Origin of the sequence: Gilliamella apis, from assembly GCF_002142155.1 — a bacterium.
GTDB lineage: Bacteria > Pseudomonadota > Gammaproteobacteria > Enterobacterales > Orbaceae > Gilliamella > Gilliamella apis.
Map to the genome: position 1 here is coordinate 184,426 of NZ_NASD01000001.1, position 16,588 is coordinate 201,013.

A 16,588-nucleotide genomic window follows, 5' to 3' on the forward strand; every position below is an offset into this window, starting at 1 on the left:
GATTGTATATGCTTCCAGAAATACGCAACTACGGTCAAGAAGTTACACTTATCATGAATAGTGGGATTCAATTTCTTGATTTTGCATTAAAAATAGATTGGAAAGATAATCAATGGCGCAGTAAAGTTAATGGCTGTTTTATTGATCCATCAGAAAGTGGAGCGTTAGTTAGATTAATTGAAGATATCGATAATGGTAAATTTTTTGCACCAGATAATCTTTCTTTTGCTGTCACACCTACTCAAGAGATTAGTGTTGAGCAATCCTTAAAACTATATGATGGTATTTGGTTGCCAGTTCCAATTCTCAGATCAATTCCGCCAGAGCGCTTCGATAAAGGACCTCATAACTGGAGTCGAGTGCGAATTGTTAATATTCCTGAAGGTGAAGATCCAGATGGCAATACTCATCGTATTACTTTTGCCTTTGATACAAAAATTTTTACCAATATGCAGGATGTTGCTTATTTAGCACCAACGGAAAATGATGTAAAAACCGGTGCTGTATTCAGTTTAGCTCATCGTTCGGATCAAGTTTCATGGTATTTAGAGCAAAAATGGATCACCAGTTGGTTGATTGATTTATTCCAAGAATTAGCTCCTCAACCAGAACGTCTAAAAGTACATAAAGACGATATTGATTTAGAAATAGCTAATAAAGCTTATTATGGTCATTATTTAAATATTCTTAGTTTGCTTGCTGATTCATTACAGTTACCAAAAATTAAAATTGTCTCGAATAATCGAGATGATGTGATTAAATCGATTCCTGTTGATATGATTTTAGATGTTGGTAACTCAAGAACATGTGGCATTTTAATAGAAGATCATATTCAAGATAAAGATAGTTTAAATCGTCGTTATGAGCTTGAAATTCGAGATTTAACCCAACCTGAACATATCTATAATGAACCATTCGAAAGTCGAGTAGAATTTGCGCAAACTTTTTTTGGTAAAGAACACTTTTCACTACAAAGTGGTAGACGAGATACATTCCGCTGGCCAAGTATTGTTCGGGTTGGAAAAGAAGCGAGCCGTTTAGCTAGTCGCCGCGAAGGGAATGAAGGTGCTACCGGACTTTCAAGCCCGAAACGTTATTTATGGGATCAAGAAAAGTATGAGCAAGGTTGGCGATTTAATTCTCATTATGTCAAAAGTGATCATGAGCCATTTGCTACCGCAGAGCCATTTTCAAGTTTAATTAATGAGTATGGTGAAGCACTGCATATCCTCAGTAATGAAATTGAGGAAGAATTTGACCGAAAAATACCAGTTTTCCACCCAAAATATTCACGTAGTTCACTAATGACATTTATGCTATGTGAAGTATTAATGCATGCTCTAATGCAAATTAATAGTGTCGCTCAACGCAACAAGCTTGAACACGCAAGAACACCGCGTAATTTGCGTTCTATTATTCTTACCATTCCCCCGGCAATGCCTAAACCAGAACAAGCAATATTTAAAAGCTGTGTTTATCAAGCTATTGGCCTAGTTTGGAAAAGCTTAGGTTGGGATAATTCTGAAGATAATATTGATTTTAGTAATCCTGAGCAATTGAAAAGTATTTGGCCAAATATTCCTGAAGTTTATATTCAATGGGACGAAGCAACCTGTGGCCAAGTTGTTTATCTCTTTAACGAAACGCAGAACAATTATAATGGTCGTTCAGAAGAATTTATTGCTTCAATGGTACGACCAGACAAAACCAATAAACAAAAACTAACAATTGCCACAGTTGATATTGGTGGTGGAACAACAGATTTGGTCATCAATGATTACGAACTGGATTATGGAGCCAATAAACAACTTAATAGTAGTAATGCTTACCTTGTTCCAACTCAACGCTTTCGTGATGGCTTTAAAGTTGCAGGTGATGATATTTTGCTTGATATCATCCAAGATACAGTTTTATCTTCATTAACTAATGGATTAAAACAGGTTGGACTTGTTGATCCTAATCCGATTTTATCGACAATTATTGGTTCACAGCAGGTATCAATTCAAGATGCTGTGTTACGACAACAATTAACTTTACAGTTATTTACACCTGTCGGATTACAGGTATTAAAACTATATGAACTTTATGAACCATTACATTCCGAAAAACATGTGTATAACATGACTTTTGGTGAGTTATTACGAAATAATGTGATGACAGATAATGTTCTTAATTTTATTAATGAACCGGTTCGTCGGGCTCTAAATAATCCTGAATTTTCCGTTCTTGATTTAAATGTTGAAATAAATCTTAAACGTATTCATCACTTATTTATTCGTGGTGATTATTATAATATTTGTAAAACATTCGATGCCTTATCTGAAATTATTAGCTGTTATCAATGTGATGTATTGTTATTGACCGGTCGACCATCTCGTTTACCTGGTGTACAAAGCTATTTCCGTTCTCGTTTATCTATTCCAGCAGGGCGTGTTTTACCATTACATGGTTATTATACCGGTGGCTGGTATCCTTTCCATAAACAAGAGCGCATTGATGATCCTAAAACAACAGCAGCAGTTGGAGCCATGTTATGTTTCTTAAGTAAAAACCTAAGATTAGCTAATTTTTATTTTAGATCCGCCAATATGGATTTGTATTCAACGGTTAAATATATTGGTCTATTAGATAATCTAAATATGATAAAAAAAGAAAATATTTATTATCAAGATATCGATTTAGATGATCCTGATTATGATTTTCCTGAGATCTCTTTTGAAATTCGAGGCACAACAAGACTTGGTTTCAAACAGTTAGAAATTGATCGTTGGCCTGCCTCAGCAATTTATATTTTAACTATTGAAAATAGTGATGTGGCTAAAAGATTAAGTGCTGAAGGAGTAGTTTTAGAAGTAACATTAGGAATAAAAAATCGACAAAAAACAGTTGAGAATTTCTATATTAAAGATGTCAAAGCTTCTGATGGACGTGCTTGCAGTAAAACCAAAGATATAAAGCTTAGTCTAAATACAATGGTAAATTCTGGCCTAATTAGCACACAATATTGGCTTGATAGTGGAATGATAAAACGATGAAAAATTTAAACGAACAACTTCCTAAATCTTGGGAACAGATTTATCAAGCATCAGCACAGGCAATTGAATGGGTCAATCAAACCCGAGATTCATCGAAACGTTTGCATAATGAAGCTGATAATTTAATTCTTGATCTTCGCCGATTACGTAATAGTGCTAAACGTTTAGGTGATGTGTCGACTAAATCCGTTGCGGTCGGTTTTTTTGGTTTGTCACAAGCAGGTAAATCTTATCTTATTTCAGCATTAGCGGCTGGTGAAAATGGTAAACTTGAAACAGTAGTTGATAATGAAGTTTTAGATTTTATTGATCACGTAAATCCTGTCGGTGGAGGTAAAGAGGCAACCGGACTTGTTACTCGGTTTAGTCGGACAGCCAAAGGTGGTATTGCCAACTATCCATTAGAGTTGAAATTATTTCAAGAAATAGAAATTGTTAAAATCTTAATTAATGCCTATTTTAAAGATTTTGATCAACAAAAAGTTATCAATAAAGTTGAGTTTTCAGAGTTAAATCAACTTATTCAACGTATCGAAAGTAAAAAGCAAGCTGATTACACCGGCGGTATAACTGAAGATGATATCGTTGATCTGTATGATTATTTATCTGAAAATTTTGGCAATTCACTTGAAGGATTGAAAGGTGGTTATTGGGAAAAAGCCATGTCATTGTTACCTTATCTTTCGATTACAGACCGTGGTGCTTTACTTTCTGTGTTATGGGGTGGTATCAGTGAACTTACAGCAATTTATATTCAATTGGCGACAACCTTATTAAGCTTAAATCATGTAAATACCATTTATGCGCCCCTCACCGTGTTAGTTAAGGACAATGGTGATGGTACTAAATCACAGATTGATAGCATCATGAATGTCGATATGCTTGAAAGGTTAAATACTGAAAATGATTCATCGGTAACCGTTACGCCACTTAATGGAGTGCCAACATCAATATCATTAGCGCAATTAGCCTTTTTAACTGCAGAATTGATCTTCCCATTAGTGAATCAAACTCGTGTACCTACTTTTGAGAATGTCGATCTGCTTGATTTCCCAGGATATCGTGGTCGATTAAATTTAATTTCTATTTCTGATGTCAAAGAAGGTAATCCTATCGCTCAACTTTTATTACGCGGTAAAGTCGCTTATCTTTTTGAAAAATACACTGATAGCCAAGAGATGAATGTTTTGGTAGTTTGTACGCCATCGGATAAACAATCAGATGTTAATGATGTTGGTCCAGTATTACAAAGATGGATTGATAAAACCCAAGGCGAAACAGCTGATAAAAGAGCAACAAAGAAAGCTGGATTACTATGGGCTATCACGATGTTTGATAAACGAATTGGCGCATCATTGTCGTTATCCCAAGACAATTTAAAAAATACTTGGGGTAAAGGTGGCTTATTACAGCAAACCATTTTAGAACGTTTTGGTAGTTATGATTGGCTATCCAATTGGTCAAATGATGGTAAATTTAACAATGTATTTTTGGTCCGTAAACCAGGATTTGACGTACCATTTTTAAATGTCGATGCTAAAGCAAATATTGAATTGTCTTACAATGAAAATTATCGACAAGAAATGTTAATGTTGAAAAATACATTCGTTGAAAATCCAGATATTCAAGAGTATGTCAACGCTCCTGATCAAGCGTGGGATGCGATGTTAAAATTAAATGATGGTGGCATTGGCCGAATTAGCCAGTATTTAGAACAAGTCGCCATTACTGAAGTTAAACAACAGCGGATTGTTGAACAACTTAATGAACAAATTGATTATATTATCAATATGCGTTTTGATACTTGGTATCAAGCTGGTAGCGATGAAGAATTAGGTAAGAAAAAACAGATAATTAATAATGTTGTAAAAGAACTACAAGGAAAAGCATTATTATTAGGTGAATTACTTAAAGTTTTAGAATTGCCGGATCAAACTATTCGAGCTTTGTATCATTCTAGCCATATGGATAATGATATCAGCAATACTAGCGGTGATGACGTAATCGATAATTCTTCAAACGATTTTGGCTTAAATACCGATTTTGAACTTTTTCCGGAAGTAAATTCACCTTTACAACCTCAGGTAGTTGCTAATATCGCTAGCGAATCAAAATTTGCTAAAAATGTGTTTACTGCATGGCTAGAACATTTAAGAAATATTGTATTAGATAAACATATTCTACAATTTTTCAGTATTGATCAGAAAGCACTCTCTTTTATTGTTGAAGAGTTGATTACGGGTGCTAACCGTTTGAAACTTGATACTAGCTTAACTGAAAAAGTTTTAGCTAATGAAAATGTAGGTAGTAAGCGTGATGATCTTGAGTCTCGGCAGGTTAGCTCTATTAATATGTTATTGGCTGATTTTATTGCATGGCTTGGTTTTATTCCTGGGCAAACAAGCAATATCCCTGTTAGCCGTGTTAATCAAGGTAAGCCGATATTTTCACCGCCATTGAGTCAATTCTCAAGTCAATTGTCACATCCATTACCGGTACTTGATGATAAGACTAAAAATTATTCTCAGTTTGCTATATTTGATTGGTTTATTGCCTTTGCAACGCTTGCTCAAGAAAATGTTGGTCACCATGCTGGCCGTGAAATAAGTCAAGAACAAAACTCTCAACTTGGTGAAATTTTAACTTGTTTTAAGCAATCACAAATACATTAGTATTATTGTGAATATATTAAATGACAATAATTTAATAATTATTAATAACAATAAGGTAGTTTTAAAACTACCTTACATTATGAAATATGTACCAAACCATTTGATACAATCATAGTGATGAAATAGAGGATATCATGGCATTAAGAATTGAATTAGAAGGCGATAAACCAGGCATTGCTAAATTTTTGGCTCAAAAATGGAGTGGTAGTGCTGATGTTGATCTGCTTATTCAACGTAACCAAGACGGTTATTATTTGTCTGGACTGAATCAATGGGGTCCGGAAAAGAATTGGCATACTGTAACTAACATGTCTGTCGATAATGAACAATTAAGTGGCCTAGTTGGTGAATGGCTAGTTGATTCTTTATTATCTCAAGAAAATCGTGTTAGATTCCTTATCGAAATTCGTGATAAACAGAATCAAAACTATACTGATAGAGGAGTGGTAAGTATTGCTGAAACAGTATTCCCTTCATCTGCTTTAAATACCCAATCATCAATATCTGATGAGATTGAACAAAATACATTAGAGTCGGATAAAGTAACTTCTAATCTTGTTGAATCTGATGATTCTCAATCTGTAGAGCCAGAAACCGAAGAACAAATAATTGAGGTTGAAAATGAGGTAATAGCAGAGCCTGAAAAAGAGATAGAAACGGAAATAGAAGTAACGCCTGCACCAGCAATATCACCACTACCCGCTAAAACCAAAAGTAAATTAGGGTTGTTTATTATTATTTTTGTCATTCTGCTAACTTTAGCTGGGATTGGTGTTGGAGTATGGTATTTCTTATTCTCTCAAGGTAAAAATCCTTTAACGTCTCTAACTCAAAGTAATAGTCAATGTAATGTTGCTAATGTTACAACCGATGATTTATCTTTTATTCAGCAATGTTTACAGAGTAAACCTGATACTGACACCGTAATTGATATCATAAATCAGGCCAAACAAGCTAATAAATGTAATATCGCACAGCGTTTATATGCAAATCAATCTTTATTGAATGCCAAAGTGGCTCTACTTTATGCGAAAGAATACGATGTGAAGTTTTATCAAGATAACCAGTGTTTTAAGGCTGATAAAGAAACGGCAATTTATTGGTATGAAACGTCATTAAATAATGATCCAAATAACGAGTTGGCTAAAGAACGGTTAGCAGAATTACAAAAATAATTAAGGTGCAGGTATGAAAAAAACAGTAATTTCAACATTGATTTTCGGATTTAGCCTGACTTGCTTACCTTTGGTTAGTTCGGCTTTAGAACCATTAAAGCAAGCCGGTAAAACAACACTTTATCAGCGAGTCTTGAGTACACCAACTTGTGAGTTGAAAAAAAATATTAATGATGCTACTGGTCAATCAGTACCTGCTTTTTCTCGTTATTATGTGTACGAACGTAAAAACGAAAATAATCAAGAATGGTTAAATGTCGGACCTGATTCATATGGTAAAACTGTTGGTTGGATTAATAATTCCTGTGCTGTTGCTTGGAATATGCAATTGACTTTAGTTTTTACTAATCCTGTTGAACGTGATCCTTTATTATTTTTTAAAGATAAAGCTTCTTTATCAACAATTGTTGATGCTGATAAACCGGAAACATTAATAACACCTATTCGTGATACATTAAAAAAGAATAAAGTTGCACCACAAGTGGTGGCTCAAGAACCTAAAGAATTTATTGATTTTAAAAGTAATTTTTATTTATTACCTATCTTACAAGGTGAAGAGGTAATGAATGGTCAAGGTTTTTATGAAAGAATTTTAGAGGTTGCTTCGGTTAGTAAACAAGAAACAGTCGTTAAAAATAATAACAAATCTACGAATTCATCTTCTGATGATAACAGTAATCAAGTTGCACCGTTTAAGGCTGCTATTGTATTTGTTATTGATTCAACTATTTCAATGGATCCTTATATTTCTAGGACCAAAGAAGCGGTAGAAAGAGTTTATCAACATATTGAAAAAGAACATTTACAAGAGCAGGTTAAATTTGGTTTGATTTCGTTTCGTTCAAGTTTAAAAGCCTCAGATAAATTAGAGTTTGTTAGTAAAGTTTTTGCAGATCCAAATAAAGTAAAAAATAAAGATGATTTTAAAGCGTTGAGTGCTTCACTCAAACAGGCATCAGTATCCACTGCTTATTTTGCCGAAGACTCTTATGCTGGTGTATCGCAAGCATTAAATGATATTAATTGGAATAGCTTTGGTGCTCGATATATGATTTTGATTACTGATGCAAGTGCAATTCCTGGTGATGATAAACTGTCAAGTACTGGTATGGATGCTGCTCAATTACGGCTTGAAGCACAACATAAAGGTGTTGCAATTTATGCCTTACATTTAAAAACAAAAAGTGGTGAAAAGGATCATCAAGTTGCCGCAGCTCAATATTCTGACTTGACTTATAACGATTTTATTCATAAATCATTATATTATCCCGTTAATGCTGGTGATGTTAATGAGTTTGGAAAGAAAGTAGATTCATTAGCACAAGCTTTATCAGAGCAAGTTAAATTAGCTTATAAAGGTGAATCATCAGTTGGTAATGCGCTTAATGCTAAAGATGATGATAACTCTAATATGCTAAAAGATGCTTTACTATTGAGTAAGGCGATGCAATTAGCTTATCTAGGTGATACTAAAGGAACTAAAGCGCCAACTGTTTTCAAAGCATGGATTGCTGATAAAGATTTTATTAAACCGGCAATTCCAACTGCGGAACCGCGAATTTTGTTAACTAAATCACAATTAAGTGATTTGAGTGATATTGTGACTAAGATTGCTAATGCAGCTAATGATGGATTAATTTCAGCCGATGATATGTTTTCACAATTACGTTCTGTTGCTGCGGCAATGGGACAAGATCCAAATAAATTAAAATCAGATTCTGTCACTAAGATTGCTGATTTAGGTTTACTTGGCGAGTATTTAGATAATATTCCCTATAAAAGTGATGTAACAGGTCTTGACCAAGAAACATGGAAAAGTATGAGTGGAATTGAACAAGAAAAGTTTATTCGTAATCTAAATAGCAAAGTCCGTTATTATCAAAAATGTAATGCTGATGTTGATCGTTGGATTTCACTATCTGAAGGTAGTGATCCACGTGAAAATGTCTATCCTGTACCATTAGAAATGTTGCCATAAAATGTTAACTATTCATAACTTGGTAATTTCTAGGCCGATAGACAAATCTTTTTTTAAAGTTTGCCTACCAGAACTTTCGGTTAAAGCCGGTCAGGTTGTTGTCATTAAAGGTGATAGTGGCTGTGGTAAGAGTACTTTACTCGAAATGATCGGTATGATCTTACAGCCTGATGAAATCAGCCATTATCATCTTATGGTTGATAATCAAAATTACGATATTGCTGATGTGATTCAACGCAATGATGTGAATGAATTAGCGACTATACGAGCAAAATATTTGGGATTTATGTTACAAACAGGTGGATTATTACCGTTTTTAAATATTAAAGATAATATTTTATTATCAGCGAAGTTATTACAAAAAAATATTGATGCTACCAGATTTGATTACTTAATTGATAAATTGAATATTGGTCATTTGTTAAATAAATATCCTAAACAGTTATCAATAGGTGAAAGGCAACGAGCATCTTTCATACGCTCGATTATTCATAAACCTGCTTTACTGTTAGCTGACGAACCAACTTCTGCACTTGACCCTTATAATGCTAATTTACTATTTGATTTAATTATAGAGCAAGCTCAACAAGATAATATTGCAGCTCTGATTGTCACTCATGATTGGCAACGGATTGAAAATAAAGGATTGTTTACTTTATCGGCAAAATTATCCTCTACGCAATCATCAGAATTTTTACCGTTATAAAATAGGGTGTAAAAAGATGGATAATGTAACATCAAAATGGCGATTTATTACTCGGTTATCATTGGCCGATTTATGGTATGACAAGAAAGTATCATTTTGTATTATCGCATCTATAATATCTGTTATTACGCCATTATTGCTGTTGTTTAGTTTGAAGTATGGTGTTGTCGCTCAGCTACGCCATCAGTTACTTAATGATCCACAAAATTTAGAGATAAAAATTGTCGGTAATTTACAACTTAATCAGCAAATGTTTGATTGGATTGCAAAGCAACCTGAAACGGCGTTTGTTATTCCGCTTACTCGTTCTTTGAATACTCAAGCTGATTTGCTTAATGATTCAAGTCATTTTGTTAATAATGCTGAAATTATTCCAACCGCAAAAGGTGATCCAATAACTCAAGATATGCCTTTGATTGATAAAAAAGACCAAATTTTATTGAGTTCTTTAGCTGCTGAGAAAATGCAAATAAAAATTGGTAGCCGAATAAAGATGGTTATCACCAGACAACTAGATGGTAAATTGGAAAAAGGGATAACAGAATTAGAGGTTATTGGCATTATTCCTGAAACGTATTATAGTCGTGCCGCAGGTTTTATAAGCTTAGATCTTTTAATTGAAATGGAACATTTTTATGATGGTTATCAAAGTAAAATTTTTCCAACCGGAACGGGTTTAGTTGATTCTTCCTACCCTAACTCATTTGCAAGAGCGCGAATTTATGCTGATTCACTTGATGATGTTGCTCCTTTAGCATTTAAATTACGTGAAAAAAATATAGAGACGAGAACTCAGGCTAGTGCGATTGAAAATATGCAAGCCATTGACCGAGTATTAGGTTTTATTTTTAGTGTGATTGCTATTACGGCAATTTTTGGTTGTATATTATCTTTTAGTGGTTCATTTTTATCTAATATAGAGCGAAAACGTAAAGATATTGCTTTCATGAGGCTTATAGGATTTAAATCTAAGCAAGTTATGTTCTATTTACTGATGCAGGCAATGACGTTAAGCTGCTTAGCTTTTATCGTATCATGTTTGCTATTTTTATTAGGAAATTGTGCATTTAATCTCGTTTTAGGTAAAAATTTAGTTTCACAACCAATTGTTAGTCAATTACAATTTTATCATTTTATTATCGCATTTATATTAACACTATTGATATCATTCATTGTTGTTGCGATAGGAGGACGAGGTGCCATTAGTATTCAACCAGCAGAAAGCCTACGTGAAGCGTAAGTTTAATCCTATTTTTTGGGTAATTGCTTTCAGTTTTATTCCTAGTATTGGATATGCTCAGCCTTGGGATAGTAAATTTTATAATCCTAAACCTGACAATGATGATGTTATTCTACCTATGCCATGTGAAGGTAGTCTGGTAATGAAAAAAGTCTTTACACCAACACGTAAACCATTAGATGATATTAAAATTATTTTAGGTAATAACCAAAAAGAACTTGGTTTCGCTGAGTATGCAACACCTAATTATATCTCAGGTAGTTTTTCTGATGGAGGTGCCGAAAGATATTATCTTATTGGCAAATATGAAATTACCGCTCTTCAATATCAATCTGTTATGAATGATAATTGCCCAACAGCTAAAACGAATCTTGCTTTTCCTATTACTGACATCAGTTGGTTTGATGCCGTGGCTTTTACGGATAAATATAATCGTTGGTTAATTGAACAAACAAAAAATAGATCAAATGATGTTCCAAAAGGTTATTTTCGTTTACCAACGAATACTGAATGGGAATACGCTGCAAGAGGTGGTGCTAAAGTTACTGAGTCAGAATTTCGTGAATCAAAATTTCCTATGGGGAATAGTTTAGAAAATTATGCTTGGTTTTCTGGTGCAAAATCAGCCAATGGTAAATTACAACTTATTGGTCGGTTAGAAGCCAATCCGCTTGGTCTTTATGATATTTTGGGTAATGCGAGTGAAATGATGTTCGATTCATTTCGGATGAATAAACTTGATCGTTATCATGGTCAGCAAGGAGGTATTACTGTTCGTGGAGGAAGTTATTTAACGCCTGAAGCATCAATAACTACTTCGTTAAAAATAGAAAAACCTTACTATGATGTTCAAAGTGCTTATAAAAGCAAAGATGTTGGATTTCGTTTAGTTTATACAACTGAAGTTATACAGTCGAATGAGCTAGTAAAAGAACTCGACAAAGAATGGAATGAACTGGGTAACCAAGCGGGTCTTTCAAAAGATGATAATGTGGTTAGTGAGTTAGAAAAAATTACCAAGCAAGTTGATGATGAAAAAACTAAAAAAGAATTAAATCAACTTAATGCTCTTTTACGTAGTGCCAATCAAGCTCGTGATGAACAAAGAGATCGCTCTATTCAATCAGCATTACAATTGGGTGCTTTTTTATGTGCTAATGTTTCCGATTTAAATGCTAAATTTGAATATAATAATAATTTATATGAAACAATGATTAATGAGGTATGTGATCCAAATGAAATAGAGACATTGAATGAAGATAATATGTGTTCCAAAGTGAAACTAAATGATTTAAATAATGTCCTAAATGAGTCTAAAAATGCACGTGATTTTATATTAAAATACTATTCAGATACTATTGTAAATACTGCAACAAATTATGATAAGGATATTATTAATAATCAATCTAAACCTACGCAATTTATACTTGAAAATAGTGGTAAAGCTAATATGAGCGATTACTTAAAACTCTATTTCAAACATATTAATAAATATATTGAATCAGGGAAGATCGACCGAACAAATTGGCTTGAGACGTGTAATGAAATAAAAGGAAAGTAATAATGAATAAATTAATAGTAACAATAACTTTGTGTATCTCCTTGATTCTATCAGGTTGTCAAGCATCAGGTGGTGCAAGTTCAAAAGATGTTGATCCAGCTTTAAGCAAAAGTAATAGCGCCAAATTTTTTAGTAAATCAGCATGGCAGTCTTGTGCTATAGGTGCCGGAATCGGTGGTATTGGTTGTGTTTTATTGGGTGGTAAAACCGGGGCATGCCTTGCTTCAGCCGCTGTTGGTTGTGGGGTAATGATGGGGGCCAATTATTATCTTGATACTAAACGAGCTGAATATGCTGATGCTGAAATGCGACTTGATGTTTATATTCAAGATGTTCAGCAAAATACCTATGAAGTCCAAGCTATAACTGAAAGTGCGAGAGCTGTTTTAGATAAAAACTTGGCAACATTAAAATCGTTAAATAAACAAATTAATTCTCAATCAGTCACTAAAACACAGGCCCAAAAAGATCTGACTCAAATAGACGCTAACATTGCTTATTTGAAAGATAAATTATCACGCATGAAAAAAGTTGAAAATGATTGGGTTTCAATTTCTTCACAAGAACGACAATCAGGTGTAAATGTGTCAAAACTTGATAAAGAAATTAATCAGTTACATAAACAAATTGCGGTACTTGAAAAACAAATTAATCTTGTTACTCAACAACGTTCAGCTGTAAGGGTAAGCTAATTATGAAAAAGATATCTATTATATTTTTACTTAGTCCATTGTTACTTATAACGGGGTGTTCGACAACGCCAGAACAATGTGACCCAACTAATACTAACATTGGTATTATGGATAAAATTAGTTGCAATTATTCAGGTAACTATCAAGCTCGTATTGATAAAAAAGAGCAAATTTTAGAGAATGAAAAACGAGCTAATGCACAATTCAGAGAAATTTATGCAACGATTGAAAGACAAAAAAATTCGACTTCATTAAGTGTGAAACAAAAACAGACACAGTTGCAAAAATTAAAAACAGAATTAACTCAATTAACTAGTGAAGTAAAACAAAAGGCTAAAAATCGTGATGATTTACAAGCACAAGTTAATGATATTGAGCAACAGTTGAAGAAAGTTAACAATTCCAATTCATCTGAACTTGAAAAACAAGTTGAATTAGATAAGTTAAATAAAAAACTTCAACAGTTACAAAAAGCTTTAAATTTAGGTAAATAATTTAGCCATGCAACGTATAACAAGAGTTATATTTGATCAGAGTGAATCGGATAAGATTTCTTTGTTAAAAGAATATAACTCTTTATTAGCATTGCTAAAAAATAATTTAACTGAACGAACATTTTCGATTTTAGCTCAACCAAAAATAATTGATAATAATCAATATATTGGTTGGTATAGTAATTTAGAAGGGCAACCTATTTTACTTGATGATATTGAAAGTGAAGAATATAAAAAGCAGATAGAAAAAAAGCTGAATACGCGAATTAATGACCTTGAACTCGTAATCAAATCAATGTCATTCACAAGTGAGGAACAAGCATTAATATCTGCATGGTTACCGAGAATAAAAAACTCAGGAAATACCATTTATGTAATTAATGATGACCCTGTTATTGTTAATTCATTTAAAGCTCCGATTTTACCTGAACCTACAGCAATACCACCAACATCAAAATCATTTTGGCGTTGGTGGTATTTCTTATTGCTTGTACTGTTTTTAATTATATTAATTGGTCTTGTTTGGTACTTTTTTTGTCCTTATGGCAAAGAAAAAGTATCAGATACGCTACCAATAATTTCGCAAAATACTGAAAAAAAAGAAGTTGAATCAACCCCCGTAGTTGAACAACCCAATGCTTTAGAACCAAAAACAGAACCTGTAACGGAAGTTAAGAATTGTATAACTAAAGAAGAATTAACTAACAATAAGTCTGCTTCTAAAATGGTGATGATATTTGATAATTCAGCCTCAATGACTTTAACCTTGATGGAATCACAAGCGAGTATTGATAAATATTTAAAAAGCGATTTCTATTCAATGACAGAAAAAGAAGCTGAAGCTTATGAAAGAAAAATGACCAGATTACCTAATCGTTTATCAAGTAGTAAAGAAGTGGCATTAACCAGTATTGATAAAATACAACAAAATATAGATATTTCACTTGTAACGTTAACAAGTTGTCCGGCTGCACAAACTACATCATTCTATCCTTATGAAGATAGAGAAAAATTAAAAAGCAAAATTAAACGGTTGCAGCCATTAGAATATAATAGTGCCACACCATTATATAGCGGTGTTAAACAGGCCAGTAAAATGCTTGATGGCATTAATCGTGATGATTATATATTAATTATTAGTGATGGTGAGGATAATTGTACTAAAAGTAATATATGTACTCTTGCTAATGAAATAGCTACAGAACAACCTCGTTTAAAAATTAATATTGTTGATATTGCTGGACAGCATAAAATAGATTGTGTAGCAAAAAGCACTGGCGGTAATGTTTATATAGCTCAAAATCCAACCGAGCTTATCAATCAAATGAGTAATGCCGTTTCAGATATGAATATTAGTAAACCTATTTGTAAATAAAATATTTAGTTAACCAATGGGCTTTTATACTAATTTTTTAGTAACAAGGAATAAGTTTAGAGATGCAAAGAATAACTCGTATTGCTTTTGATCATAATAATGTAGACAAGATGCAGTCACTGGAACAGTATAATTCTTTACTTTCGATACTTAAACCTCATTTGACCGCAAGAACATTTTCAATTTTTGCTTCACCAAAATTAATAGAAAATAACCAATATATTGCTTGGTATACAAACCTTGAAGGTCAACCTATATCACTTAATGATATAAATGACGCCTCGCAAAAAGCAGTAATTGAAGATGCTTTACATACTCGAATCAATGATATTGAAACAACTGTAAAATTAATTCCTTTAAATAATCAACAAAGAAATTTAGTTTCTTCATGGTTAGCAAGAATTAAAAGTCCAAATAATCAAATTTATGTGATCAATAATGAACCAGTTATTATTGATACTTTTGAGCCAATTGTATTTCCTGACCCTCCTATTGTCGCGCCAAAAGGTTTTTGGCGATGGTGGTACACCTTAATATTAGTTTTATTTTTATTATTAATTTTAGGTTTGTTATGGTTCTTTTTTAATCCTTTTAAAAAGACTAGCAAGGTGGAACCAATCGTCGAACCAGCGATTACACAACCAATTGAACCGAAAAAAACTGAACTAACCGTTGAATTTGCAAAACAACCAGAACTTGTCATTAAACCTAAACCTGAATTGAAACCAGAACCACAGGTTTCAGAGCCACAACCTGTAGTTGTACCTGACCCAACACCAGAGTCGGTTAGCAAATCAGAACCTAAACCAGCGCCAAAAGTAAAAAATCCACCAAATTGTATTACTAAGGAAGAATTGGTAAAAAATTCTAATCCATCCAAAATGGCGTTGATCTTTGATAATTCTTTATCAATGACGGTAACATTAGCAGAGCCTCCTTCACAAGTTCAGCAATATTTTAATTATCTAACCCATGGCTACCCTAGCTATATGCCTGCATCAGAAAGAATTGCGTATGAAAAACGGATGTCTCGACTACCGACTCGTTTATCAACCAGTAAAAAAGTGGCATTGACTAGTATCGATAAAATTCAACAAAATATTAATATAGCATTAGTGGCATTAAATAGTTGTCCAGCGGCAGATACAACACCATTTTATAATTACTCGGGCAGAGGCGCTTTAAAAAGTAAAATTAATCGATTAACACCAAGTGCAGCTGGTGGCGGAGGCACACCACTTTATAGCGGGTTACAAAAAGCCAGCCAGATGCTTGATGGTGTAAAACGAGATGATTATATCCTTATAATCAGTGATGGCGATGATAACTGCTCAAGGAATAATATTTGTACTCTAGCTAATTATATTGCAGCTCAGAAACCTCGACTTAAGATAAATATCGTTGATATAGCGGGTGAACATAAAATAGATTGTGTTGCTAACGCTACTCGAGGTAAAGTTTATATTGCACAAAGTCCTAAAGATATGATTAGACAGATGAATAAAGCGGTATCTGATTTAAAAATTAATCGTCCTGTTTGCCAGTAAACAGATAAATAAAATTGATAATGTCGAATGATTTGAACTAGATTTTAATCAATAGTTATCTTTAATAAAAATAACTATTAAAAATGGTAAAAAAACCAGACAGGATGTCTGGT

The 16,588-nt window shown here is 33.2% G+C and carries 11 protein-coding genes; all 11 read left to right on the forward strand.

Annotation, left to right across the window (positions count from 1 at the left end; translation table 11 throughout):
* Positions 1 to 8 precede the first annotated feature (8 nt).
* The 11 genes from B6C84_RS01000 to B6C84_RS01050 all read left to right on the forward strand — a co-directional run bounded on the left by B6C84_RS01000 (position 9) and on the right by B6C84_RS01050 (position 16,475).
* A complete protein-coding gene (locus B6C84_RS01000; protein WP_086321209.1) occupies positions 9 to 3,035 on the forward strand; it encodes a virulence factor SrfB in 3,027 nt (1,008 codons plus the stop codon).
* The gene (locus tag B6C84_RS01005; protein ID WP_086321210.1) at positions 3,032 to 5,707 is read left to right on the forward strand and encodes a putative virulence factor; all 2,676 of its coding nucleotides are present in this window, start codon (positions 3,032 to 3,034) and stop codon (positions 5,705 to 5,707) included. Before B6C84_RS01000 ends, B6C84_RS01005 begins: the two co-directional genes overlap by 4 nt.
* A gap of 134 nt (positions 5,708 to 5,841) precedes the next feature.
* Positions 5,842 to 6,882, forward strand: coding sequence for a flagellar basal body-associated FliL family protein (locus B6C84_RS01010; RefSeq protein ID WP_086353774.1), 1,041 nt, complete (start codon positions 5,842 to 5,844; stop codon positions 6,880 to 6,882).
* 13 nt (positions 6,883 to 6,895) lie between these two features.
* On the forward strand, positions 6,896 to 8,860 hold the full coding sequence (locus tag B6C84_RS01015; protein WP_086321212.1) for a vWA domain-containing protein: 1,965 nt from the start codon (positions 6,896 to 6,898) through the stop codon (positions 8,858 to 8,860).
* 1 nt (position 8,861) lies between these two features.
* Positions 8,862 to 9,566: an ABC transporter ATP-binding protein gene (locus B6C84_RS01020; protein WP_086321213.1), complete on the forward strand. Its 705-nt coding sequence runs from the start codon at positions 8,862 to 8,864 to the stop codon at positions 9,564 to 9,566.
* A gap of 16 nt (positions 9,567 to 9,582) precedes the next feature.
* Positions 9,583 to 10,806 (forward strand): ABC transporter permease, encoded by a 1,224-nt coding sequence (locus B6C84_RS01025; RefSeq protein ID WP_086321214.1) that lies wholly within the window; start codon positions 9,583 to 9,585, stop codon positions 10,804 to 10,806.
* On the forward strand, positions 10,763 to 12,367 hold the full coding sequence (locus B6C84_RS01030) for an SUMF1/EgtB/PvdO family nonheme iron enzyme (RefSeq protein WP_198215361.1): 1,605 nt from the start codon (positions 10,763 to 10,765) through the stop codon (positions 12,365 to 12,367). The genes B6C84_RS01025 and B6C84_RS01030 overlap by 44 nt, the downstream gene beginning before the upstream one ends.
* Positions 12,368 to 12,369: 2 nt before the next feature.
* Positions 12,370 to 13,059, forward strand: a complete 690-nt coding sequence (locus B6C84_RS01035; RefSeq protein ID WP_034901913.1) for a coiled-coil domain-containing protein — start codon at positions 12,370 to 12,372, stop codon at positions 13,057 to 13,059.
* Between the two features lie 2 nt (positions 13,060 to 13,061).
* Positions 13,062 to 13,553 carry a hypothetical protein gene (locus B6C84_RS01040; protein WP_034901911.1) on the forward strand — a complete coding sequence of 164 codons (492 nt, stop codon included), beginning with the start codon at positions 13,062 to 13,064 and terminating at the stop codon, positions 13,551 to 13,553.
* Positions 13,554 to 13,560: 7 nt separating this feature from the next.
* Positions 13,561 to 14,928: a vWA domain-containing protein gene (locus B6C84_RS01045; protein WP_086321215.1), complete on the forward strand. Its 1,368-nt coding sequence runs from the start codon at positions 13,561 to 13,563 to the stop codon at positions 14,926 to 14,928.
* A 62-nt stretch (positions 14,929 to 14,990) separates the two neighbouring features.
* Positions 14,991 to 16,475 (forward strand): VWA domain-containing protein, encoded by a 1,485-nt coding sequence (locus B6C84_RS01050; RefSeq protein ID WP_086353775.1) that lies wholly within the window; start codon positions 14,991 to 14,993, stop codon positions 16,473 to 16,475.
* Positions 16,476 to 16,588 lie beyond the last annotated feature (113 nt).